The organism is Pseudomonas sp. GL-RE-26 (genome assembly GCF_019956275.1).
In the GTDB taxonomy this organism is placed as follows: Bacteria; Pseudomonadota; Gammaproteobacteria; order Pseudomonadales; family Pseudomonadaceae; genus Aquipseudomonas; species Aquipseudomonas grandcourensis.
The window spans coordinates 78353-101503 of sequence record NZ_JAHBDI010000013.1; the positions used below are offsets into that span (position 1 = coordinate 78353).

Sequence of the window (23151 nt, forward strand, 5' to 3'; positions counted from 1 at the left end):
AGTTTATGCGATCACTACAAGCGCGGGCTAATCGATATCACAAAACCGCTTCTGCTGACGATGGTGCAGGAGGGAAATTGCTACCACCGACACACTCTGCCCAATAAATTAAGCAGAGAGGAGAAAAAGGTGGAGAGTCGATCTGTAAGCCGGGTTCTGTCTTGAACAGTCATTCGTCTACGATGGCCATCACTGGACATCTTTAGCAACCTACCCGGTCCCAGCGCGGGCCACGCCTTGGGACCCTATTTGGTCTTGCTCCAAGTGGGGTTTACCTAGCCACGAACTGTTGCCAGACGTGCGGTGCGCTCTTACCGCACCTTTTCACCCTTACCGGCGCCGAAGCGCTTAGGCGGTTATTTTCTGTGGCACTTTCCGTAGGCTCACGCCTCCCAGGCATTACCTGGCACTTCGCCCTATGGAGCCCGGACTTTCCTCCCCCCCCTAATTTTCATAGAGGGCAGCGACTGTCCGATCGACTCTCCGCCGCGAAGGTTACCGGCACAGCGCCCGAAGAACAAGCGCCAAGCGCCATTGAGCACGCCTATGCGTCGGGTTTTACTCGCCCTTCTGCTGATCCAGCGCGATCTGGTACAGCACATTCTTTCGCTCGCCGGTGATTTGCGCCGCCAACGCCGCCGCACGCTTGAGCGGCATTTCTTCGAGCAACAGGTTGAGGATGCGCATCGCTTCGCTGCTGACAGCACCTTCCTCCTCGGGCGCGGACCAGCCCGCCACCAGCACCACGCACTCGCCGCGCTGCTGATTGCTGTCCGACTCGACGAACTCGCGTAGCTCCGCCAGCGGCAACCCCTTGAGGGTTTCAAACGTCTTGGTCAGCTCACGGGCAAGCAGCGCCGGGCGCTCGGGACCGAACACCAGCTCCATGTCTTGCAGGCATTCAAGGATGCGATGCGGGGCCTCATAGAAGATCAATGTGCGAGGTTCTTCTTTTACCTGCTCGAGACGCGCACGCCGCCCCACCGCCTTGGCCGGCAGAAAGCCTTCGAAAATGAAACGGTCGGAAGGCAGCCCCGCCGCCGACAACGCTGCAATCAATGCGCAGGCACCCGGAACCGGCACCACATTGATGCCCGCCGCCCGGGCCTGCCGCACCAGGTGATAACCCGGATCGGAAATCAGCGGCGTCCCGGCATCCGAGATCAACGCCACGTTGTCACCGGCAAGCAGGCGAGTGATAAAGCGACTACCTTCATCACGCTCGTTGTGCTCATGGCAGGCCGCCAATGGCGTCGAGATGCCGAAGTGTTGCATCAAGCGCTGGGAATGACGGGTGTCTTCCGCGGCGATCAAGGCCACTTCACGCAGGATCTTCAGCGCCCGCGCACTGATGTCATCCAGGTTGCCGATGGGCGTCGCCACCACATAAAGCGAGCCAGCAGCGGAATTCAAAGCACCTGGAGCAGTCAAAGCGCACACCTCATGATCGGTAAAAGTCGCCATTGTAGCGCGTAGCGAGACTCACGATACCCGCAAGCAAACGAGGTATCGGTGACCGTTTGTGCGCTGGCGCAACATTTACACCAGCTAAATTGATCGATTCACGCCAGTAACATCGCGCCCCGGCCAGTGCTTGGGTACAATTCCACGCTAATTTGATCGAGTATCAGGAACGCTTACATGATCGCTTGCCTGCGGCTGTTATCTGCCCTCTGCCTCGCTGCCTTGCTGGCGGCTTGCGCCAGCTCGCCCTCGTCCAGCCTTGGCGAACTTCCACGGACACCGGACGCCAGTATCGAGCAACTGCTTGAGAAGGCCTCCCAAAGCAAATCACCGGAAGATGCCGCCCTGCTGCGCTTGAGCGCTGCCGACCTGGCCTATCACCAGGGCAATGCCGGCCAGTCCGCGCAAATCCTGCAACAGGTTCCGATCGAACAGCTCAAGCCTGGCCCACAGGTTTTCGCCAACACCCTGGCGGCCGAACTGGCCATGACCCGCAATCAGCCCAAGGCCGCACTGGCCGCCTTGAGCCACCCAAGCATGCAACGCTTGAGTGAACTGCCCGTCGAACAACAGGTCCGCACCGGCACCGTTCATGCCCGCGCACTTGAAGCCGATGGCCAGACCCTCGCCGCAGCCCGCGAGCGCATTTTCATCGCCCCGATGCTCAAAGGCGAAGCCGCGAGCAAAAACCATGAAGCCATCTGGACCCTGATCGCTTCGCTGCCGACCGATCAGTTGCAGCCAAACACCACCGACGACCTCGGCGGCTGGATGGCCCTGGCACTGGCCGTGAAATCCGCCGGCACCCTGGAGCAGCAACAGGCCGCCATCGATAACTGGCGCGCGCAGAATCCGAAGCACCCGGCAGCCAAACAATTGCCGCAGTCACTAACCCAACTCAAGGAGCTGGCCAGCCAGCCCCTGAGCAAGATCGCCCTGCTGCTGCCTCAGGACGGCCAACTGGCCTCGGTCGGCAAGGCACTGCGCGACGGCTTCATGGCCGCTCACTACCAGGCCCAACAGGCCGGGCAGAAACCACCTGCCATCGAGTTTTATGACAGCTCGCGCCTGACGTCCATGGATGAGTTCTACCGCAAGGCCCAGGCCGATGGCGTGCAACTGGTCGTCGGCCCGCTGGAGAAGCCGCTGGTCAAACAGCTGAGCACTCGCCCGCAATTGCCGATCACCACCCTGGCACTCAATTACAGCGAGGGCGATCAAGGCCCGGCGCAGCTGTTCCAGTTCGGCCTTGCCGCCGAAGACGAAGCCCGCGAAGTGTCGCGCCGCGCTCGCGCCGACGGCCTGCATCGCGCAGCCATCATGGTGCCGAAAGGTGAATGGGGCGACCGCGTACTCAAGGCGTTCAGCCAGGATTGGCAAGCCAATGGCGGCACCATCGTCGTCACCGAACGCGTCGATCAGCCGGTCCAGTTGGCCCAGCAGATTGCCGACATGTTCCAGCTGCGTCAGAGCGAAGGCCGCGCCAAGAGCCTGCAAAGCACCGTTGGCTCGCAAGTGGCTGCCCAGCCATCGCGCCGCCAGGACATCGAGTTCATTTTCCTCGCCGCAACACCGCAACAGGCCCAGCAGATCAAACCGACCCTGAACTTCCAGTACGCTGGCGATGTTCCAGTCTACGCCACCTCCCACGTGTTCAGCGCCAGCGGTGACGTCAACCAGTACAACGACATGAATGGCATTCGCTTCTGCGAGACGCCATGGTTGCTGGACGCCAATGATCCACTGCGCCGCCAGGTCACTGCTCAGTGGCCACAAGCCGCCGGCAGCCTGGGGCGCCTCTATGCCATGGGCGTTGACGCTTATCGCCTGGCGCCACGCCTGGGCCAGCTCAAGTCACTGCCGGACAGCCGCATCGACGGTGAGTCGGGCAGCCTTGGCATGTCTCAGAGCCAGCGGGTCGTGCGCCAGCTGCCATGGGCCGAGTTCGCCAATGGTCAGGTTCAGCGCCTGCCGGACACCGCTCGCTGATGCCCGACAGGTCACGCCAGCAAAGCGGCAAGGATGCCGAGCGCCATGCGCTCGAGCATCTTCAACAACAGGGTCTGCGCCTGCTGGCGCAGAACTGGTTGTGTAAACGCGGCGAGCTTGATCTGGTCATGCTAGATGGCGATACAGTAGTATTCGTTGAAGTCCGCTACAGAAAAAACACTCAATGGGGTGGCGCGCTCGATAGCATCGATGAGCGCAAACGGCAAAAACTGGTTTTCGCCGCGCAATACTTTCTTCAGCGCGAGCCGCGCTGGGCCAATTCCCCTTGCCGCTTCGACGTGATTGCCATCGACAGCAACCTCGATCAATTGAACTGGCTACAGAATGCCTTCGACGGCTGATCGCCGGCATTGCGAACCGGACACTATCACCCAACACTTTTGCTCTTTGCTTTGCGGGCTGCACATTCACGTGCCGAACAGCCGCGCTACTTAAGGTCACACAGATGGACATGCAATCCCGAATTCGCCAGCTTTTTCAGGCCAGTATCGACACCAAGCAACAGGCGATGGAAGTACTTGCACCGCACATCGAGCAAGCCAGCCAGGTTATGGTCAACGCCCTGCTCAACGAAGGCAAAATGCTTTCCTGCGGCAACGGCGGTTCGGCTGGCGACGCCCAGCACTTCTCGTCCGAGCTGCTCAATCGCTTTGAGCGCGAGCGCCCGAGCCTGCCGGCCATCGCCCTGACGACCGACAGCTCGACGATCACCTCGATCGCCAACGACTACAGCTACAACGAAATCTTCTCCAAGCAGATCCGTGCACTCGGCCAACCGGGAGATGTGCTGCTGGCTATCTCCACCAGCGGCAACTCGGCCAACATAATTCAAGCGATCCAGGCCGCACATGATCGCGAAATGATTGTCGTAGCTATGACGGGACGTGATGGCGGCGGCATGGCGTCGCTGCTGTTGCCCGAGGACGTCGAGATTCGCGTACCGGCCAACGTCACCGCTCGTATTCAAGAAGTCCACCTGCTGGCGATCCACTGCCTTTGCGACTTGATCGACAGCCAATTGTTCGGGAGTGAAGAATGACCCCTAATCGCCTTGGCCTACTGGCCTTGACCCTGTGCCTCGGCATCAGCGGCTGCACCTCGGTAGTGACCGCCAGCCGTGAAGCACCGATTGAAGATGACCGTGGCACTCGCACACTGGGCAGCAAGATCGACGATTCCCTGATCGACACCAAGGTTGGTGTGAACGTCGCCAAGGCCGACCCGGCCCTGGATAAGGATTCACACATCGTCGTCACCAGCTTCAACGGTGTCGTGCTGCTCGCCGGGCAAACGCCACGCGCTGACCTCAAGGCCAAGGCCGAACAGGCCGCCGCCGCTGTCCAGCGCGTGAAACAGGTACACAACGAACTGCAAGTCCTGCCACCCTCCTCGTTGCTGGCACGCCAGAACGACACCTGGCTGACCACCAAGATCAAGGCCCAGATGCTCACCGATGCGAACATCCCTGGCTCGCGCATCAAGGTTGTCACTGAAAACGGCATCGTCTACATGCTGGGCCTGCTGACCAAGCAGGAAGCGGCGCAGGCGACCAACCTGGTTCAGGGCGTTTCCGGCGTACAGAAGATTGTGAAGTTGTTCGAGTACATCGACTGACCTGCAATCCCGCGCAATAAAAAAGGCGATCCATCTGGATCGCCTTTTTTATTACTTCACCACTTTCAGACTGGGGCGACCGCTTGGACGCGGTGGCTCACTGTCAGGTGGCGGAAGATCGTCATCCGGTTCGATCTCGTCGTCCTCGCCCATCGGCGATTCCAGATCGAACACCATGCCCTGGCCATTCTCCCGGGCGTAGATACCCAGGATCGAAGCAATTGGCACGTACAAGGTGTGCGGTACGCCACCAAAACGCCCTTCGAAACTGACCGCCTCGTTATCCATGTGCAAATGACGCACGGCTTGTGGCGATACGTTCAGGACAATCTGTCCGTCACTGGCAAACCCCTGAGGCACCTGCACCGACGGGTACTCGGAATTGACCAGCATGTGCGGGGTGCAATCGTTGTCCACAATCCACTCATAGAGCGCACGGACCAGATAAGGTCGACTGGAGTTCATAACGGCTCCTTAAGCCTTAGCGCATGTCGCGTTCGACACCAGACAGACTTGCCTGGAAAGCCTCACGCGCAAACTGGCGCTCCATATAATCAAGCAGCGGCTTGGCCGGCCGCGGCAGTTCTATACCCAGAATCGGCAATCGCCAGAGTATTGGCAATAGGCAGCAATCCACCAGACTTTGTTCCTCACTGAGGAAAAACGGTTTGTCGGCAAACAGTGGCGACACACCCGTCAGGCTTTCGCGCAACTCTTTTCGAGCCACGACACGGGCCGCTTCCTTGGTCCGCGAGTCCAGAATCAGATCCACCAGACCACACCAGTCGCGCTGAATGCGGTGTATCAGCAGGCGGCTGTTGGCACGCGCCACGGGATAAACCGGCAGTAGCGGCGGATGCGGGTAACGCTCATCCAGATATTCCATCACCACAGTCGACTCCCACAACGCCAGGTCGCGATCGACCAGTGTGGGCAGACTGCCATAAGGGTTCACTTCAATCAGTTTAGGTGGCTGGCGACCAGCCTCCACGTAAATGATCTCGGCGCTGACACCCTTCTCTGCCAGTACTATGCGCACTCGGTGGGAATAGTGGTCGGCGGGGTCGGAGTAACAGGCCAACCGATTGGTCACGCCCATGGCGATCCTCCTCGCTTGTAGAAATTATCGAAAGCTCAAAAACGAGCGCGCCCAGAGGGCGCCTCTCGTAACGACTGGATCACCAGTTTCGCTACATCTTCAGAGGCGCCCTTGGGCGCGCGCGATTAACAGCAATAGCTTGAAGCTTTATCAGTGCACGTCTTTCCAGTATTCGCGCTTGAGCAGGTAAGCGAAGACGAAGAAGAACGCCAGGTACAACAATACGTATGTACCGATGCGCTGATGTTGCAGCTTAACCGGGTTAGCCGAGTAAGCCAGGAAGGTTACCAGATTCTTGACCTTCTCATCGAACTGCTCTGCAGTCAGGGCACCGCTTTTCGGCACGATGGTCAACTGATCGCACGCTTCATGAGTCAGCGCCGTACCAGTCAGAGGATCATATTGCTTCTTGCCGTCTTCGACGATCTGAACCTGTTTGCAACCAACCACCTGGCGACCTTGCAGGCCGGCCAGGACGTTAGGCATACCCACGTTCGGGAAAACCTTGTTGTTCACGCCCCATGGGCGCGCAGGATCTTCGTAGAACGACCTCAGGTAACCGTAGAGCCAGTCGGTGCCGCGAACACGGGCAACCAGGGTCAGGTCCGGTGGCGCCGCTCCAAACCAAGCCTTGGCGTCCGCCGGCTGCATGCCGATGCTCATGTGGTCGCCGATCTTGGCACCCGTGAACATCAGCTTCTCGAGCATCAACTCATGGGGAATGCCCAGGTCGTCGGCAACACGCTCATAGCGTTGGAACTTGGCACTGTGGCAACCCATGCAGTAGTTGGCGAACGTACGTGCGCCGTCCTGCATGGCTGCTTTATCGGAAACGTCAATATCGACTTTTTCCAGCTCGGGGCCACCGTGTTCAGCTGCGAAAGCAAACACTGGCAGCGCAGCAAGCATCAATACAGCAAATAGTTTTTTCATCAGCCAGTCACCCTTTCCGGAACCGGTTTGGTCTTCTCGAGCCTGGTGTAGAACGGCATCAGAATGAAGTAGGCGAAGTACAGGAAGGTACATACCTGCGACAGCAACGTACGCTCAGGGGTTGGGGCCAATACGCCCAGCACGCCCAGGATCACGAATGCGATGCAGAACACCCAGAGCCAGATCTTGCTCAGCCAGCCCTTGTAGCGCATCGACTTGACCGGACTACGGTCCAGCCACGGCAGGACGAACAGCACAGCGATGGCCGCGCCCATGGCGATTACGCCCAGGAGCTTGTCCGGAATCGCACGCAAGATGGCGTAGAACGGGGTGAAGTACCAGACCGGAGCGATGTGCTCTGGGGTCTTGAAGGCGTTCGCCACTTCAAAGTTCGGCTTTTCGAGGAAGTAGCCGCCCATTTCCGGGAAGAAGAACACGATCGAGCAGAAGATGAACAGGAACACCACCACGCCGACGATATCTTTCACGGTGTAGTACGGGTGGAAGGCAATGCCGTCCAGCGGTATGCCGTTTTCGTCCTTGTGCTTCTTGATGTCCACGCCGTCCGGGTTGTTCGAACCGACTTCGTGCAAGGCCAGGATGTGCAGCACCACCAGACCCAGGATAACGATCGGCAGGGCAACCACGTGCAGGGCAAAGAAGCGGTTCAGGGTAATACCGGAAATCAGGTAGTCACCACGGATCCACTGGGTCAGGTCGTTGCCGATGACAGGGATCGCACCGAACAGCGAGATGATCACCTGGGCACCCCAGTAGGACATCTGGCCCCATGGCAGCAGGTAGCCCATGAAGGCTTCGGCCATCAGCGCAAGGTAGATCAGCATGCCGAAGACCCACACCAGCTCACGCGGCTTCTGGTACGAACCGTAGAGCAGGCCACGGAACATGTGCAGATAGACCACGATGAAGAACGCCGAAGCGCCGGTGGAGTGCAGCAGACGCAGGATCGAGCCGTACTCGACGTCACGCATGATGTATTCGACGGAAGCGAACGCCTCTTCCGCCGACGGGTTGTAGCTCATGGTCAGCCAGACACCGGTGACGATCTGGTTGACCAGAACGAGCAGCGCCAGGGAGCCAAAGAAATAGAAGAAGTTGAAGTTCTTCGGAGCGTAATACTTGCTGAGATGGTCTTCCCACATCTTGGTGGCGGGAAAGCGTGCATCAACCCAATCCATGAACTTGCTCATCACGCTTTCTCCGTATCGACGCCAATGATAATGATTTCATCGGTCTCATAGGAATGCGGGGGAACTGGCAGGTTCAAAGGCGCAGGCTGCGACTTGTAGACGCGACCGGCCAGATCGTAGTGGGAACCGTGACAAGGGCAGAAATAGCCGCCTACCCAGTCTTTACCCAGATCCGCAGGTGCCACTTCGGGACGGAAGGTCGGCGAGCAACCCAGGTGCGTGCAGATACCGATCAGCAGCAGGACCTCGGGTTTGATCGAACGGGTTTCCGGATCAACGTAAGTCGGTTGTGTCGAGTTCTTGGAGGTCGGGTCAGCGAGCTGGCCCTCGATCTTCTTCAGATTCCCCAGGATTTCCTGTGTACGGCGGACGATGAACACCGGCTGGCCGCGCCACTCAGCAATCATCTGCTGGCCTGGCTCGATTTTGCTGACATTCACTTTCACCGGTGCACCTGCGGCTTTCGCCTTGGCACTGGGAAACCATGACCCCACGAACGGGACCGCAGCCCCCACCGCTCCTGCAGCACCCACCACGGATGTGGCTGCTACCAAGAAGCGACGCCGGCCTGCATTCACGCCGTCATTGCTCATTCAGTCCTCTCCCATCAGCTTTGTGGCCTGTTAAATCAGGCATCTACTAAGTAAAACTATGTACTTATAAAAATTTTGCCGAATGGTAATGAAAAGCCCCAATTCTGACAAGGTAATTACCGGAGCCCATCACCCCCAAGCCTTGTAGTATAGGGCGTCTGCGGATGTGGCAAGTTGTCACAGCGCAATTCTTTGATAAATCGCAGACATAAAAAAACGCCCAGCTCCGTGAGGAAACTGGGCGTTCTTTTTTTGAACGTGAAAGCGAATTAACGCTTCGAGTACTGCGGACGCTTACGCGCTTTACGCAGACCGACTTTCTTACGTTCAACTTCACGAGCATCGCGGGTTACGAAGCCGGCTTTACGCAGGGCGCTGCGCAGAGTCTCGTCGTAGTCCATCAGAGCACGAGTGATGCCGTGGCGGATTGCGCCAGCCTGACCACTCACACCACCGCCGATCACGGTGACGTAGATGTCGAACTTCTCGACAGTCTCAGTCAATTCCAGCGGCTGACGAACTACCATGCGGGCAGTTTCGCGGCCGAAGAAATTATCCAGCGAACGGTTGTTGATGGAGATGTTACCAGTACCCGGACGCAGGAAAACGCGTGCGGTTGCGGTCTTGCGACGGCCAGTGCCGTAATTTTGAGTCGCCGACATAATGTACTATTCCGTTAAAACTTCAGTTCTTGGGGCTGCTGAGCAGTATGTGGGTGTGCAGCGCCCGCATAGACTTTCAGCTTACGGTACATGTCGCGACCCAGCGGGTTCTTAGGCAGCATGCCTTTGACCGCGGTCTCGATCACGCGCTCAGGGGCCTTGGCGATCAGCTTTTCAAAGTTGATCGACTTGATGCCGCCCGGGAAACCGGAGTGGGAGTAGTACATTTTGTCAGTGGTTTTAGCACCGGTAACACGGATCTGCTCAGCATTGATTACGACGATGTAGTCGCCGGTGTCAACGTGAGGAGTGTACTCAGGCTTGTGCTTGCCACGCAGACGGCTCGCGATTTCGGTGGCCAGACGACCCAGGGTCTGACCAGCAGCGTCGACGACAAACCAGTCGCGCTTTACTGTTTCCGGTTTAGCAGTAAAAGTCTTCATTCTTTATAGCCTCAGGGGCCGCCCTGTAAATTAGACGGCGGATCTTACTGAATAGTGCGTACTTTGACAAGTCAAAGGCAGCCGGATACAGACGCTTTCGGGGGCTCGGGTCGGCGCGTCCGTTCAACGGCAAGATTCTTCGGCGGCGGCGCATCACTTCCACTGCAGAAAGAGGTGCGCAATTATGCAGATTGCGAAAAATAATTCAACCTGCTTTTATGATTGTTTTGCCCAAGGAGCACCCGATGGACTATCGCCAGCTAGGCCGGACCAATCTGAACGTGAGTGCCCTCTGCCTCGGAACCATGACCTGGGGCGAGCAAAACAGCGAGGCAGACGCCTTCGCCCAGATTGAACGGGCCAAGAGCGCATGGATCAACTTCATCGACACCGCCGAGATGTACCCGGTGCCACCCAAGGCCGAAACCTACGCCACCACCGAACGCTATATAGGCAATTACTTCAAAAGCCGCGGTGACCGCGCCGACTGGATCCTGGCCAGCAAGATCGCCGGCCCCGGCAACACCATCGACTACATCCGCGATAAAAACCTGCGCCACAACCGCCAGCACATCAGCGAAGCGGTGGACGCCAGCCTCCAGCGCCTGCAGACCGATTACATCGACCTGTACCAATTGCACTGGCCGGAGCGCAGCACCAACTTTTTCGGACAACTGGGCTACAAGCACAAGATCGAAGCCAACCTGACCCCGCTCGAAGACACCCTCGAAGCGCTGGACGAGCAGGTTCGCGCCGGCAAGATCCGCCACATCGGCCTGTCCAACGAGACGCCATGGGGCACCATGCGCTTCCTGGCCCTGGCCGAAGCCCGAGGCTGGCCACGCGCCGTGTCGATCCAGAACCCGTACAACCTGCTCAACCGCAGCTTCGAAGTCGGCCTTGCAGAAATCGCCATCCGCGAACAGTGCGGCCTGCTCGCCTATTCGCCGCTGGCGTTCGGTTTCCTGTCGGGCAAGTACGAAGGTGGCGCCCGCCCGCCAAAAGGTCGCCTGAGCCTCTACAGCCGCTTCAGCCGCTATTTCAACCCGCAGTCGGAAGCGGCCTGCAGCCGTTATGTGGCCCTTGCTCGCGAGCACGGCCTGGACCCAGCACAAATGGCCTTGGCGTTCGTGACGCAGCAGCCATTCGTGACCAGCAACATCATTGGTGCGACGACGATGGAGCAACTGGAGAGCAACATCGCCAGTTTCGACTTGAAGCTGTCGGAGGAAGTGCTGGAAGGGATCGAGGCGATTCACAAGGATCACCCGAATCCGGCGCCTTGATCGATAGATAAACAGCATTCGCGAGCAAGCCCGCTCCCACATTCGACCGCATTCCCCTGGGAGAGCTCGATTAAATGTAAGAGCGGGCTTGCTCGCGAAAGCGTCCGCCCAGTCACCGCAAATTCAAAGCGACCGCGCAATGATCTCCTTCATGATTTCATTGGTGCCGGCATAGATCCGCTGCACCCGCGCATCCGCCCACGCCCGCGCGATCGGGTACTCCCACATGAACCCGTAGCCACCGTGCAACTGCACGCACTCGTCGAGCACCTTGCATTGCAGGTCGGTGCCCCAGTACTTGGCCATCGCCGCCGTCGGCACATCGAGCTTGCCTTGCAGGTGCAGTTCCAGGCAGCGGTCGACGAAGACGCGGCCGATCTGGATTTCCGTGGCCATCTCCGCCAGTTTGAACCGGGTGTTCTGGAAATCCGCGATCGACTTGCCGAACGCCTTGCGCTCGCGGGTGTAGTCCAGCGTCCATTGCAGCGCCGCTTCCGCTGAAGCCAGCCCGCCAATGGCCACCGTGAGGCGCTCCTGGGGCAACTCCTGCATCAGGTAGGCAAAGCCCATCCCAGCCTGCCCCAGCAGGTTTTCCTTGGGCACACGCACGTCCTGGAAGAACAGCTCCGAGGTGTCCTGGGCTTTCATCCCGACTTTCTCCAGGCGCTTGCCCTTGTCGAAGCCCGGCGTATTGGCTTCCACCAGAAACAGACTGGTGCCCTTCGCGCCGGCCTTCGGATCGGTCTTGGCGACGACGATCACCAGATCGGCCAGGTAGCCGTTGGTGATGAATGTCTTGGAGCCGTTGATCACGTACTCATCGCCATCGAGCACGGCCGTGGTTTTCACCCCTTGCAGATCGGAACCGGCGCCCGGCTCAGTCATGGCGATTGCGGTAACCATCTCGCCGGACACCAGTTTCGGCAGGTATTTATGCTTCAGCGCTTCACTGCCGTAATGCAGGATGTACGGCGCCACGATGTCCGAGTGCAGGGAAAAACCGATGCCGGTCAGGCCCAGTCGCCCCACTTCTTCGATCACCACCGCACTGTAGAGAAAGTCCGCCCCCAGGCCGCCGTACTCTTCCGGCAGGTGCGAACACAGCATCCCCGCCTCCCCCGCCTTGTTCCACAGCTTGCGGTCGATATAGCCCTGTTTTTCCCATTGCCCATGGAACGGCACCGCCTCTTTTTCGAGGAACGTCCGCACGCTGTCACGGAAAAGCTCGTGCTCGGAACTGAACAGGGTTCTGGGGATCATGCGGCACCTTTTCTTTGTTTTTAGAAGGAGTTGACCTTCAGAGACTATGCCTCGCTTCCGATACAGGACACTGGACACATCCGACAAAAAATAAGACGATCCAGCCGTCTGGTGACCACTTCCCCCTATAAAAATAAAGTTGAATTATGTCTAACCAAGCCTCCACGCCCCTGCGGCGCGTCAGCATCCTGGCCATCGACCGGGTTTTCGCTTCCACCCTCATGCAAGCCAAGGATTTCTTCCACCTCGCCAGCCTGCGCTACGGCAAACAGCTGGGCCAGGGCCTGACACCGGCGTTCGAAACCCGCTTGGTCAGCCCCGACGGCAAACCGGTCAACACCTTCAGCGATGTGATGATCCCGGTGGATGGCGGGCTGGAAAACGCCGACATCATCATTCTTCCCGCGTTCTGGGACGATTTCGACAGCCTCTGCAAACGTTATCCGCAAGTCCTGCCCTGGCTGCGCCAGCAACATGCCCGCGGCGCCGTACTGTGCGGCGAGGCCACCGGTGTTTTCTGGCTGGCCGAAGCCGGGCTGCTCAATGGCAAGGAAGCGACCACCTACTGGCGCTTCTTCAATGCCTTCGCCGAACGCTTCCCCCAGGTCCAGCTCAATCAGGACAAGCACCTGACCGACGCCGATAACCTGTACTGCGCCGGCGGCACCACCTCGGCATGCGACCTGTACATTTACCTGATCGAGCGCTTCTGCGGCGCCAACGTGTCCCAGGCCGTGGCCCGGGACATCCTCTATGAAGTGCAGCGCAGCTATTCACCAGGACGGATTGGATTCGGCGGGCAGAAGCTGCACCAGGACGTGATCATCCTGCAGATCCAGCACTGGCTCGAAGAACACTTCGCCGACAAGTTCCGTTTCGAGGACGTCGCCCGCGAGCACGGCATGAGCATCCGCAACTTCATGCGCCGCTTCCAGACCGCCACCGGCGACAAGCCATTGCATTACCTGCAACGCCTGCGCATCGAAACCGCCAAGGGCTTGCTGTCCGGCAGCCGCAAGAGCATCAAGACCATCAGCTATGAAGTTGGCTATGACGATGCGAGCTTTTTCGCACGCCTGTTCCGCCAGCACACGGAGTTGTCACCGAACCAGTATCGGCAGCAGTTTCAGCAGGCGGCGTAGGCCTCAGGCCAACAATTTTCCAATGTGGGAGCGGGCTTGCTCGCGAAAGCGGAGTGTCAGCAAAAAGAGTATCAACTGACACGACGCCTTCGCGAGCAAGCCCGCTCCACACGGAGTTGCGAAGAACCTGCAGGGTTTCGTCAGCGCACAAAAAAGGCCTGCAATCGCAGGCCTTTTTTATTTTCCGAATCGTCCTACGGCTTGTGCGCCCGGGCCAGGAATTCGTGGGATTGCATTTCCAGCAGTCGGCTGAGGGTTCGCTGGAACTCGAAGTTCAGGCGGCCACCCGTGTACAGGTCTTTAAGCTCGACTTCAGCAGAAATGATCAGCTTCACGTTACGGTCGTAGAACTCGTCGACCATGTTGATGAAGCGTCGAGCGATGTCGTCGGTGGTGACGCTCATCTGCTCGACATCGCTGAGCAGCACGGCGTGGAAGATCTTGCCCAGCTCGATGTAATCGTTCTGGCTGCGTGGACCGTCACACAGTTCGCGGAAGTTGAACCAGGCCACGTCATCGCAGGTGCGCACGGCACGAATTTCACGGTTTTCGATCATCAGCACGTCATTTTCGACCGCCGCCGTGCATTCCGGCGTCAGCGCCCGGAAGCTCTTGCGCAGGCTTTCGTTGGCGGCCTCGTCGAGCGGATAGTGGAACAGCTCGGCTTGTTCGAGGTGACGCAGACGATAGTCCACGCCGCTGTCGACGTTGACGATCTCGGTATTCTGCTTGATCAGCGCAATGGCCGGCAGGAAGCGCGCGCGTTGCAGGCCGTCCTTGTACAGGCCGTCCGGCACGATGTTCGACGTCGCGACCAGGGTCACGCCGTTCTTGAACAGTTCTTCCATCAGGGTGCCAAGGATCATGGCGTCGGTGATGTCGGAAACGAAGAATTCATCGAAGCAGATGACCCGGGCTTCGGTGGCGAAACGCTTGGCGATGATGGTCAGCGGGTTTTTCTCGCCGCTCAGGGTCTTCATCTCTTCGTGCACGCGCTTCATGAAGCGGTGGAAGTGCGTACGGGACTTTTCCTTGAAGGGCAGCGCTTCGAAGAAGGTGTCCACCAGGTAAGTCTTGCCGCGACCTACGCCGCCCCAGAAATACAGGCCCTTGACCGGGGTCTGATCCTTCTTGCCAAACAACTTGCCCAGCAGGCCCGGCTTGTTTTGCTCGGCCGCGACCAGGTCGTCGTAAAGGCGCTGCAAATGACGCACGGCAGTTTCCTGTGCGGCGTCATGGAAGAATTCCGGGCGTTTCAGATCAGCTTGATATCGTTCTAGGGGCGTCATAATTCGTTAGCAAGGCAACAAAAACGGGCCGACACTGTAGCGACGGCCCCGAGGAATGGCAATCGGCCCTTGGTCGGGCCGAACCGTTGTTTATTCCTGAACCGGCGTCAGGGCGATGCGCAAGGCTTCGATGGCAGCGTCACGCACGGCGCTGTCGGCAAAGGCCGGGCTGTCGGCAACGCAATCGCCTTCCAGCCAGACGCTGAAGCCCAGGCCTTCACTGCGCACGTCCAGATCCTGGCCCGCTTGCAGTTGCTTGGTCACCTGCCCCGCGGTTTTACCGTCGGCGAAGTTGCGCGACAGCAGCAGTTGTTCGCCATCGGCCGCCAGCAGACGGAAGCGGAAACTGCCGTCGTCTTCACGGAAGCTGACAAAACGCGCAGCCTTCACGGCTTTCTTCTTGGTGGTCGCCGCCACTTGGGTCTGGGCAACGAAGGAGCGCAGGCCCACCGCCTCACGCAGTTCGTTGAGGAACGGCGTCGCTACCGAACGGGCCTTTTTCGCGCCGTGCTGCAGGATGTCTTCCAGATCCGCCGGACGCTCGATCAGCTGGTTATAACGCTCGCGGGATTCGCCCAGTTCGCTGTCCAGCAGCTGGAACAGACGATTCTTCGCCTCGCCCCAACCCAGGCCCTGCAAGAGTTCGCTGCGGAACTCGTCGGCTTGCGCCGGGGTGGCGAACGCCTGGAACAGGGTGAACAGGTGCGAGTTATCCGGATCCTTGGCTTCGCCCGGCGCGCGGGAGTCGGTGACGATCCGCGAAATCGCGTCCTTCATCTCTTTGGCGCTGCTGAACAGTGGGATGGTGTTGTCGTAGCTCTTCGACATCTTGCGGCCATCCAGGCCCGGCAACGTGGCGACGCTCTCTTCGATCAACGCCTCGGGCATGGTGAAGAACTCTTTGCCCTGGCCAAACAGGTGGTTGAAGCGTTGACCGATGTCCCGCGCCATTTCCACGTGCTGGATCTGGTCACGACCGACCGGCACCTTGTGCGCATTGAACATCAGGATGTCCGCGGCCATCAGTACCGGGTAGCTGTACAGGCCCATGGTGATGCCGGCGTCCGGGTCTTCACCGGTCTCGACGTTCTTATCCACCGAAGCCTTGTAGGCATGGGCGCGATTGAGCAGGCCCTTGGCGGCAACGCAGGTCAGCAGCCAGGTCAGCTCAGGGATTTCCGGGATGTCGGACTGGCGGTAGAAGGTCACGCGGTCGACATCCAGGCCACCGGCCAGCCAGGTCGCGGCGATTTCCAGACGCGAGCGCTGGATGCGCAGCGGGTCATCGCACTTGATCAGGGCATGGTAGTCGGCCAGGAAGTAGAACGAATCGGCATTGCTGTCGCGGCTGGCGACGATCGCCGGGCGGATGGCGCCAGCGTAGTTGCCCAGGTGCGGCGTGCCGGTGGTGGTGATGCCGGTGAGGATACGGGTACGAGTCGTCATGGGTAATCGCTTGTCAGACTGCAATCAATTCGAGAGACGCGGCAGGATCAGATCCTTGAGATCGGTCAGCTTGCCATGAAAAAAGTGCCCGCATTCTGCCACTTTCAGCAGCTCATGGGGACGTTCAAGCTTGTCGGACCATTCGTAAACCAGCTGCGGATCGATCACTTCGTCGGTTTCCGGCTGGATCAGGGTCAGTTCGCCCTGTTGCGGCAGCTGATCCTGATCGCCCAGGCGCATGACCGCCGGCGCGACCATGAACAGGTGCTTGAGCTGTTCGCCCTTCGCTTCCAGACGTCCACCGAGACTTGCTGCAACAAATCCACCGAAGGAGAAACCGAACAGGGTCAGCGGCAATTCCGGGTGTTTGGCCCGGAACCACTCGGCCACAGCCTGGGCATCATCGACTTCACCGGTACCCATGTCGTGGGTGCCTTCGCTGGCGCCGACTCCACGGTAGTTGAAGCGCAAAGTAATCAAACCGGCATCACGCGCGGTGCGCTGCAGGGTCGAGACCACTTTGTTGAGCATGGTGCCGCCCTGCACCGGGTTCGGATGGCAGATGAGCGCCAGGCCACGCAGCTGCTCATTGTCCAGGTACAGTGCTTCCAGTTGACCCACCGGGCCATCAATCACTACAGGGGTTTCACGCATAAGCAAGGAAGGAACTCCGTGACCTCGAATCGGGTCGACTCGTCTAGCAAATTGTCTGTGGCTGTCTATTGCGAGTGAATCGCGGTATACAGCGCAGGTTCGAGCCGTTAACGTAAAGCAAAGCCGTTTATAGAGGAAGGACTCGTGGAACACTCGCTCTTAGTTTGGTTGTTACCGACTCTTGCCCTGGTTGTGGGTGTCGCCATTGGGTTCCTGATCGCTCGCGTTGCTCCGAACGCCGCGCCCAGCCGCACGCAGCGTCAGCTGGACGATATTCAGGAACGTTTCGACAGTTATCAGAACGAGGTGGTGACCCACTTCAACAGCACCGCGACACTGGTCAAGAAACTGACTCAGAGCTATCAGGAAGTGCAGGACCATCTCGCCGAGGGCGCCAACCGCCTGGCCCTGGACGAACAGACTCGCCAACGCCTGCTGGCCTCCCTGCACGCCGACGCGGCGCAGGCACCTCGTGAGCGCCTGACGCCACCGCGCGATCAGGAGCCGCCACGCGACTACGCTCCCAAATCCCCGAACTCGCCTGGCATGCTCGATGAGCACTACGGCCTGAAGAAGTAATCAGCTTTCGCGCGTAGCAAAAAGCCCCCGGACATTCACTTGTCCGGGGGCTTTTTTGTTTCTGCGTTCTTCGTTGACTGTACTGGCCTATTCGCGAGCAGGCTCGCTCCCACAATTGATCTTCAGCGGACACAACCTCTACGACCAAAGAAGATCCCCTGTGGGAGCGAGCCTGCTCGCGATGGGGCCAGAACTGACGGTACAAAAAAGCCCGCCTGATCTGGTTAGGATCGAGCGGGCTTTTTACACCTGGGGTTCAATCAGACGATCAAGGGTACTGCTGAACCTGACCTTGCTGCTGACCACCATACTGCTGGCCAGGAATCGCCTTGAGGTTGACCTCTACACGGCGGTTCTGCGCACGGCCATTGACGTCAGCGTTACTGGCAACCGGGCCATCCGGGCCGGCACCGCGAGCGCTCAGGTTGGCACCGCTGACACCTTGCGAGGTCAGGTAGGTTGCCACGCTCTGGGCACGACGCTGGGACAGGTCCATGTTGTGCTGGCGGCTGCCAGTGCTGTCGGTATAGCCGACAATCTCGATCTGGTTCTGGTTGAACTCTTTCAGCGAGCCCGCCAGGTTGTTCAGCGGCTGGTAGAAACCTGGGGCAATGTTCGCCGAATCGGTAGCGAACGTGATGTTACCCGGCATGATCAGCTTGATCTGGTCGCCCTGGCGCTGCACTTCAACACCGGTGTTGGCCATGCTGGCGCGCAGCTTTTTCTCTTGCTGATCGGCGTAGTAGCCGTAGCCGGCGGCGGAAGCACCAACCACTGCTGCACCGATCAATGCGCCCTTGCCACGGTTATCGTGGTTGATCGCAGCACCAGCCAGCGCACCGGCCAGAGCGCCCAAGCCACCGTATTTAGCGGTCTTGCTCATGCCTTCGGAGCCGCTATCCGTCTGGCCCTGAGCCTGGCCCTGACCGCCGTATGGGTTAGGCGAAGCACAACCGGACAAAACGGCCACAGCCGTAGCGAGAATAATCAAACGACGCGTGGTGAACATGTAAAGCTCCTACTTTTTTGCATTCTGTGGTGCAACGGACCAAGGCATCAGCCTTTGCGGGCGTTGGATCACGTTAACGGGTAAAAATTCCGAATGTTACAAATCAGCCCCGAACAAAGGGGTTCTCGCGCATTTCGTCGCCCAGGCGGGTATCCGGACCATGCCCGGTCACCACGGTCGCGTCTTCGTCGAGGGTGTACAGCCGCTGCTTGATCGAGCGCACGATGGTCGCCTGGTCGCCGCCCCACAAATCCGTGCGTCCGACGCCACGACGAAACAGCGTATCACCGGCAATCAACAGCTTGGCCTCGGAAAACCAGAAGCTCATGGAGCCCGGCGTATGACCTGGCGTGTGCAGCGCCACGCCACAGCCGCAGGCCAGCTCTTCATCATCGGCCAGCCAGCGATCCGGGGACGGCACCGGGGTATAGGGAACACCGAACATCTGGCACTGCATTTCCAGGTTGTCCCACAGGAACTGGTCTTCCTTGTGCAAATGCAGGGTCGCGCCGGTTTTCTCCTTGAGTTGGCCGGAAGCCAGGAAATGATCGAGGTGCGCGTGGGTGTGAATGATGCTGACCACTTTCAGACCCAGGGCGTCGAGCCGCGCCAGGATCAGCTCATGATTGCCACCCGGATCGACGACGATGGCCTTTTTCGTTACCGGATCGCCGATGATCGTGCAGTTGCACTGCAAAGGACCGACGGGGAAGGTTTCGCGGATGAGGGCGGGGTGCTGGGACATCGGAGCCTGCTCGATAAACGGGGACGAACGATTTTCGCACAATTGAGTATCCAGCCAATGGCCGCGATGTGTAACGTGAAAAATCCTTAACCCAGCACCCCCAATTCCTTGGCTCGCGCCACCGCCTGCGTACGCCTCTCGACTCCAAGCTTGCTATTGATGTGGCTGGCGTGGGTCTTGACCGTGTGCAGGGAAATAAACAGCTGATCGCTGATTTCCTGGTTCGAACAGCCCTGGGCGATCAATCGCAGGACTGCCATTTCCCGGGTGCTGAGCTGTTCCGCGACCGCGCAGGACTCCAGCCCGGGACGGGCAGCCAGTGCCGGCAGTTTTTCACTGAGGCTCAGGGAGACGGGGGTTGGCGGACAGTTTTGAAGCTGCCCACGCAGCCAGTCCGGGTGCTCGGCAAGCAAGCCCTCAAAGGGTTGCAGTACCCCTCCGCCGGCGGCGTCCAGCGCCTGGGCCAGCGCCTTGCGTGCTTCCGGCTCCCGTCCGCTGCCCAGCAACAACGCCACTTTCTGGGTCAGCGCCATGGCACTGAGCATCTGCCGACCGCTTTGCTGACCATGTTCGAGCAGCGCATTCAAACGCCCTTCGGCCAGCATCGGTTGGCCCTGGATGACGTCGAGCAGTGCTTGTTGCAATTCGATATGCAGCGGCAATTGCGGGTGGAATTCCGGTGGTGCCGCCCCGTTTTCGCCGTTATAGGTCTGCCCCAGGCGCGCCAGCCAGGCTTCGGCCAGATCGGTGCGCCCCTGGGCTAGCCAGAGTTCACATTTGACCAGGGTGATCATGGCCAGGTAGTAGATCGGTGGCACATCCCAGATGTGCATTAGCCGTTCGGCTTCGGCAAGTTCGGCAAAGGCTTTGGCGAATTCGCCGCTACTGCCTTCCAGCCTGGCAATCACGCAGTGGCCGATCAGCACGCTGATGTCACGGCAGGCACGCGCCTCGCTCAAACCGGTCTGCAATCGCACCCGCGCCGCTTGTGGCTGCATGCGCAGGGCCAGCAAAAAGCCTTCGTACAAGGTCAGCCGGGCTCGAACCGCATACAGCCGTTGCGCAGGCAAGCTCTGCAGGCGCTGCATTCCCTGACGGACCTCTTCCAGCGCCCGACAGATTTCCCCGCGCGCTTGCAGCACCCGGGCGCGGTCGTAATGTGCCAGTGCTTCGAACAAGGGGTTGCCGACCCGTTGCGCCAGCTCCAGCGATTCGCGGTTCAATCCCCGCGCCCGCCACAAATCACCGTCGGCAATGGCCAGGTTAGACAGGGTCGAGAGGCACATCAGGCGTTGTCCGTAACGCTTGGACGGAAGACTTTCCAACGCTTCGCCGCAGTACCGCAGCGTCAGTTCGCGGTTGCCGCGCCCACGGGCAATGATGCCGCTCAACGCCAGCCATTGGGCCAGCATCGACTTCTGGGCGGTGGCCGACGGAGCGGGCAGGAAACGGCTCAAATGGCTGGCCAGTTCTTCCGCGGCATCCAGTTGGCATGCCATCCCCAGCGCCCAGCTATACAGCACGATCAGTCGCGGTGTGCTGATCAGCAAGCTGTCAGGCAAGTCCATTTTCCAGCGCAGCAACATGCCGACGTTCTGCTCGGCCAGCAGTTGCTCTTCGGAGAGGTTCTGCACCAGGTTGGCCGCGACATCCAGGTGACCGGCACGCAAGGCCTGCTCCACGGCCTCATCGAGCAGGCCCTGGGCATTGAACCAGCGGCAGGCACGCAGGTGCAGGCTGGCGGCCGGCACCATCGACTGGGAAGTCGGGCGCGTGCGCAACAGATCGGAAAACAGGTGGTGGTAACGATACCAGTGGCCATGTTCATCCAGTGGCACCAGGAACACTTGGTGGGCGAGCAGGAAGCGCAGGATTTCCCCGCTGTCATGGGCGTCGCGAACGGCGTCGCACAGTTCGCTGCAAAAACGTTCCTGGGGCGCCGTGTCATAGAGGAACGACTGGACCTCGGCGGGCAGGCAATCGATGACTTCTTCGAGCAGGTAATCGCGGATCAGCCCTTCCCCGCCGTGCAACGATTGCGGCAGTGCGCCATCGGTGCCCGCCTCCGAGGCGGCCAGCAGCCAGAAACGTAACCCTGCGACCCAACCTTCGCTGCGCTGGATCAGGTTTTCCAGTGCCTCTCCGCGCAGGGAACTGCTGTGTCGGTCGAGTAGGCTCAACGCTTCGTCGTGGGTCAGGCGCAGATCCTGTTCATGTAACTCAAGCAATTGCCGCGACAGCCGTAGCCGCGCCAGATGCCAATCGGGACGCTGGCGACTGGTGACCATCACCAGCAAGCCATCGGGAAGATGGTTGAGGAAAAATTGCAGGCAACGATCCAGCACTGGCCCCTGGGCCAGATGGTAATCATCCAGCACCAGCAGCAATGGCGTCGCGGTGGACAGGTGTTCGGCCAACTCGTCGAGCAGGCCGTCCAGCCATTCTTCGAATGCGAAAGGCTGATGGCGCTGGCGCATTTTCAACAGCCCGAGGGATTGCCTGCCCAGGTTCGGGAAATAGTCCTGAAGGCCTTCGAGCAAGCGCTCGAGAAAACGCCCCGGGTCACTGTCTCGCGGACTCAAGCCCAGCCAGAGACTTTGCCAGTGTGCCGGCAAGCCCTGACAAAACTCTACCGCCAACGAACTCTTGCCGAACCCTGCCGGTGCGCTGACCAGCAGCAACCTGCCACCGAGCCCGGCACTCAGGCGCTCGCACAAACGTGGACGCAGCACATGGCCGTCGGGCAACGGCGGGCGGAAGAAGCGCCCGTCGAGTGTTGCGACAGCAATGTTTGCAGAACCTGGGGATGTAGACAAATCAGTCATAGCCGGCTCTTGTTTGAATTGCGGGTGGCGGCGTTGCAGATGTCCGCAGACTAGCCGTAAACGGATAGGGAATGAAGGTAATTGCTACAAATGGCTACAAAAAGTCTACATCGAGTAGGAGGCGGATTTACATCCGCCGTCCTCTCACACCACCGTACGTACGGTTCCGTATACGGCGGTTCAGGTTAAGCGGTTAAGCCGGGTTATCGTGTCCAGTATTGAGACCAGCCCGAGTCGATCCCAGAGTTTCTTCGGCAGCGCCTGATTCATATGGGGTGCTCCCGAATTCCACCAAGGGCCTCGACCGTTGAATGCTGAGTGACAAGCACGAGCTTCGTTGAGCCCTAGACGCATCAAGTTGCGCGCCCTCGTCGAGGGCTGCTTCCATTGGCGCCAGATGATACAGCGAAGTTTGTGACGCACCCAGCCATCAAGATACTCAAGTGGCCGCTTGCTCTGACTCAGCTTGAAATAGCCAGCCCAACCGCGCAGTACGGGGTTTATCCGCTCGATGACGCTCGCCACTTTGTGGCTTCGCGTTGTGCGCAGCAGGCTTCGAAGTCGGTCGCGTAAGCGATCCAGACTCATCGTTGCCACTCTTAGTCTCGGCTGTTGATGCCAGCTCATCCCATAGCCCAAGTAATCACACATCCACGACCCGGCTACTCGGCTCTTTTCCCGGTTCAGCGTCAGTTTCAGGCGCTCGCTCAGGAAACGCTCAACGCTGGCCATCACCCGTTCACCTGCGCGACGACTGCGTACATAAATGTTCGCGTCATCGGCATACCGCACGAAGCGATGGCCCCGCCGCTCCAATTCACGATCAAGTTCGTTGAGCAGGATATTCGACAGCAACGGCGAGAGCGGGCCGCCTTGCGGCGTCCCTT

23 protein-coding genes and 1 other RNA gene are annotated in these 23151 nt (G+C 59.4%); 7 read left to right on the top strand and 17 right to left on the bottom strand.

The genetic code is table 11. From position 1 onward, the window contains the following. Positions 1-129 precede the first annotated feature (129 nt). Both rnpB and rsmI read right to left on the bottom strand, forming a co-directional pair. Positions 130-483, bottom strand: an RNA gene (gene rnpB / locus KGB07_RS11645) — RNase P RNA component class A. A 75-nt stretch (positions 484-558) separates the two neighbouring features. Then, positions 559-1464: a 16S rRNA (cytidine(1402)-2'-O)-methyltransferase gene (gene rsmI, locus KGB07_RS11650; protein WP_162130270.1), complete on the bottom strand. Its 906-nt coding sequence runs from the start codon at positions 1462-1464 to the stop codon at positions 559-561. A gap of 177 nt (positions 1465-1641) precedes the next feature. On the opposite strand from rsmI, the gene KGB07_RS11655 reads away from it, so the two are divergent. The 4 genes from KGB07_RS11655 (at position 1642) to KGB07_RS11670 (ending at position 5088) form a co-directional block, all read left to right on the top strand. Then, positions 1642-3453 carry a penicillin-binding protein activator gene (locus KGB07_RS11655; protein WP_046041918.1) on the top strand — a complete coding sequence of 604 codons (1812 nt, stop codon included), beginning with the start codon at positions 1642-1644 and terminating at the stop codon, positions 3451-3453. After that, positions 3453-3815 carry a YraN family protein gene (locus KGB07_RS11660; RefSeq protein WP_046041917.1) on the top strand — a complete coding sequence of 121 codons (363 nt, stop codon included), beginning with the start codon at positions 3453-3455 and terminating at the stop codon, positions 3813-3815. Before KGB07_RS11655 ends, KGB07_RS11660 begins: the two co-directional genes overlap by 1 nt. A 104-nt stretch (positions 3816-3919) precedes the next feature. Then, on the top strand, positions 3920-4513 hold the full coding sequence (locus KGB07_RS11665) for a phosphoheptose isomerase (protein WP_028624534.1): 594 nt from the start codon (positions 3920-3922) through the stop codon (positions 4511-4513). After that, positions 4510-5088: a BON domain-containing protein gene (locus KGB07_RS11670; protein WP_046041915.1), complete on the top strand. Its 579-nt coding sequence runs from the start codon at positions 4510-4512 to the stop codon at positions 5086-5088. Before KGB07_RS11665 ends, KGB07_RS11670 begins: the two co-directional genes overlap by 4 nt. A gap of 51 nt (positions 5089-5139) precedes the next feature. Here KGB07_RS11670 and KGB07_RS11675 read toward each other — a convergent pair whose 3' ends face one another. The 7 genes from KGB07_RS11675 to rplM form a co-directional block, all read right to left on the bottom strand. Further along, the gene (locus tag KGB07_RS11675; protein WP_007998247.1) at positions 5140-5553 is read right to left on the bottom strand and encodes a ClpXP protease specificity-enhancing factor; all 414 of its coding nucleotides are present in this window, start codon (positions 5551-5553) and stop codon (positions 5140-5142) included. 16 nt (positions 5554-5569) lie between these two features. Continuing rightward, positions 5570-6187 (bottom strand): glutathione S-transferase N-terminal domain-containing protein, encoded by a 618-nt coding sequence (locus KGB07_RS11680; protein ID WP_007939828.1) that lies wholly within the window; start codon positions 6185-6187, stop codon positions 5570-5572. Between the two features lie 150 nt (positions 6188-6337). Then, complete coding sequence (locus tag KGB07_RS11685; RefSeq protein WP_046041914.1) at positions 6338-7120, bottom strand: cytochrome c1; 783 nt, start codon at positions 7118-7120, stop codon at positions 6338-6340. Next, positions 7120-8331, bottom strand: coding sequence for a cytochrome b (locus tag KGB07_RS11690; RefSeq protein ID WP_008016686.1), 1212 nt, complete (start codon positions 8329-8331; stop codon positions 7120-7122). The genes KGB07_RS11685 and KGB07_RS11690 overlap by 1 nt, the downstream gene beginning before the upstream one ends. After that, on the bottom strand, positions 8331-8924 hold the full coding sequence (petA, locus tag KGB07_RS11695; RefSeq protein WP_046041913.1) for a ubiquinol-cytochrome c reductase iron-sulfur subunit: 594 nt from the start codon (positions 8922-8924) through the stop codon (positions 8331-8333). The genes KGB07_RS11690 and petA overlap by 1 nt, the downstream gene beginning before the upstream one ends. A gap of 269 nt (positions 8925-9193) precedes the next feature. Next, positions 9194-9586 (bottom strand): 30S ribosomal protein S9, encoded by a 393-nt coding sequence (rpsI, locus tag KGB07_RS11700; protein ID WP_003228056.1) that lies wholly within the window; start codon positions 9584-9586, stop codon positions 9194-9196. 14 nt (positions 9587-9600) lie between these two features. Next, positions 9601-10029: a 50S ribosomal protein L13 gene (gene rplM, locus KGB07_RS11705; protein WP_007917032.1), complete on the bottom strand. Its 429-nt coding sequence runs from the start codon at positions 10027-10029 to the stop codon at positions 9601-9603. 245 nt (positions 10030-10274) lie between these two features. On the opposite strand from rplM, the gene KGB07_RS11710 reads away from it, so the two are divergent. Continuing rightward, positions 10275-11315, top strand: coding sequence for an NADP(H)-dependent aldo-keto reductase (locus KGB07_RS11710; RefSeq protein ID WP_223465453.1), 1041 nt, complete (start codon positions 10275-10277; stop codon positions 11313-11315). A gap of 123 nt (positions 11316-11438) precedes the next feature. Here the strand turns inward: KGB07_RS11710 and KGB07_RS11715 are convergent, their stop codons facing one another. Further along, a complete protein-coding gene (locus KGB07_RS11715) occupies positions 11439-12575 on the bottom strand; it encodes an acyl-CoA dehydrogenase family protein (RefSeq protein ID WP_046041911.1) in 1137 nt (378 codons plus the stop codon). Between the two features lie 221 nt (positions 12576-12796). Between KGB07_RS11715 and KGB07_RS11720 the strand changes: the two genes are divergently transcribed. After that, complete coding sequence (locus tag KGB07_RS11720) at positions 12797-13717, top strand: GlxA family transcriptional regulator (RefSeq protein ID WP_172435333.1); 921 nt, start codon at positions 12797-12799, stop codon at positions 13715-13717. Between the two features lie 194 nt (positions 13718-13911). Here the strand turns inward: KGB07_RS11720 and zapE are convergent, their stop codons facing one another. From zapE to KGB07_RS11735, 3 genes are all read right to left on the bottom strand, one after another. Beyond that, the gene (zapE, locus tag KGB07_RS11725) at positions 13912-15006 is read right to left on the bottom strand and encodes a cell division protein ZapE (protein WP_046041904.1); all 1095 of its coding nucleotides are present in this window, start codon (positions 15004-15006) and stop codon (positions 13912-13914) included. A 90-nt stretch (positions 15007-15096) separates the two neighbouring features. Then, entirely contained in the window at positions 15097-16452 is a 1356-nt protein-coding gene (locus KGB07_RS11730; RefSeq protein WP_046041903.1) for a tryptophan--tRNA ligase, read from the bottom strand. 24 nt (positions 16453-16476) lie between these two features. Next, positions 16477-17106, bottom strand: coding sequence for an alpha/beta hydrolase (locus KGB07_RS11735; protein ID WP_046041902.1), 630 nt, complete (start codon positions 17104-17106; stop codon positions 16477-16479). Between the two features lie 144 nt (positions 17107-17250). Here KGB07_RS11735 and KGB07_RS11740 point away from each other — a divergent pair, with 144 nt between their 5' ends. Continuing rightward, the gene (locus KGB07_RS11740) at positions 17251-17685 is read left to right on the top strand and encodes a YhcB family protein (RefSeq protein ID WP_046041901.1); all 435 of its coding nucleotides are present in this window, start codon (positions 17251-17253) and stop codon (positions 17683-17685) included. A gap of 268 nt (positions 17686-17953) precedes the next feature. Here KGB07_RS11740 and KGB07_RS11745 read toward each other — a convergent pair whose 3' ends face one another. The 4 genes from KGB07_RS11745 to KGB07_RS11760 form a co-directional block, all read right to left on the bottom strand. Beyond that, positions 17954-18694: an OmpA family protein gene (locus tag KGB07_RS11745; protein ID WP_046041900.1), complete on the bottom strand. Its 741-nt coding sequence runs from the start codon at positions 18692-18694 to the stop codon at positions 17954-17956. 103 nt (positions 18695-18797) lie between these two features. Continuing rightward, complete coding sequence (locus KGB07_RS11750; protein ID WP_046041899.1) at positions 18798-19439, bottom strand: MBL fold metallo-hydrolase; 642 nt, start codon at positions 19437-19439, stop codon at positions 18798-18800. 86 nt (positions 19440-19525) lie between these two features. Then, the gene (locus tag KGB07_RS11755) at positions 19526-22264 is read right to left on the bottom strand and encodes a LuxR C-terminal-related transcriptional regulator (protein ID WP_223465455.1); all 2739 of its coding nucleotides are present in this window, start codon (positions 22262-22264) and stop codon (positions 19526-19528) included. Positions 22265-22444: 180 nt separating this feature from the next. Beyond that, positions 22445-23151: group II intron maturase-specific domain-containing protein (locus KGB07_RS11760; protein WP_263290417.1), on the bottom strand; the 707-nt coding region annotated here is incomplete at its 5' end.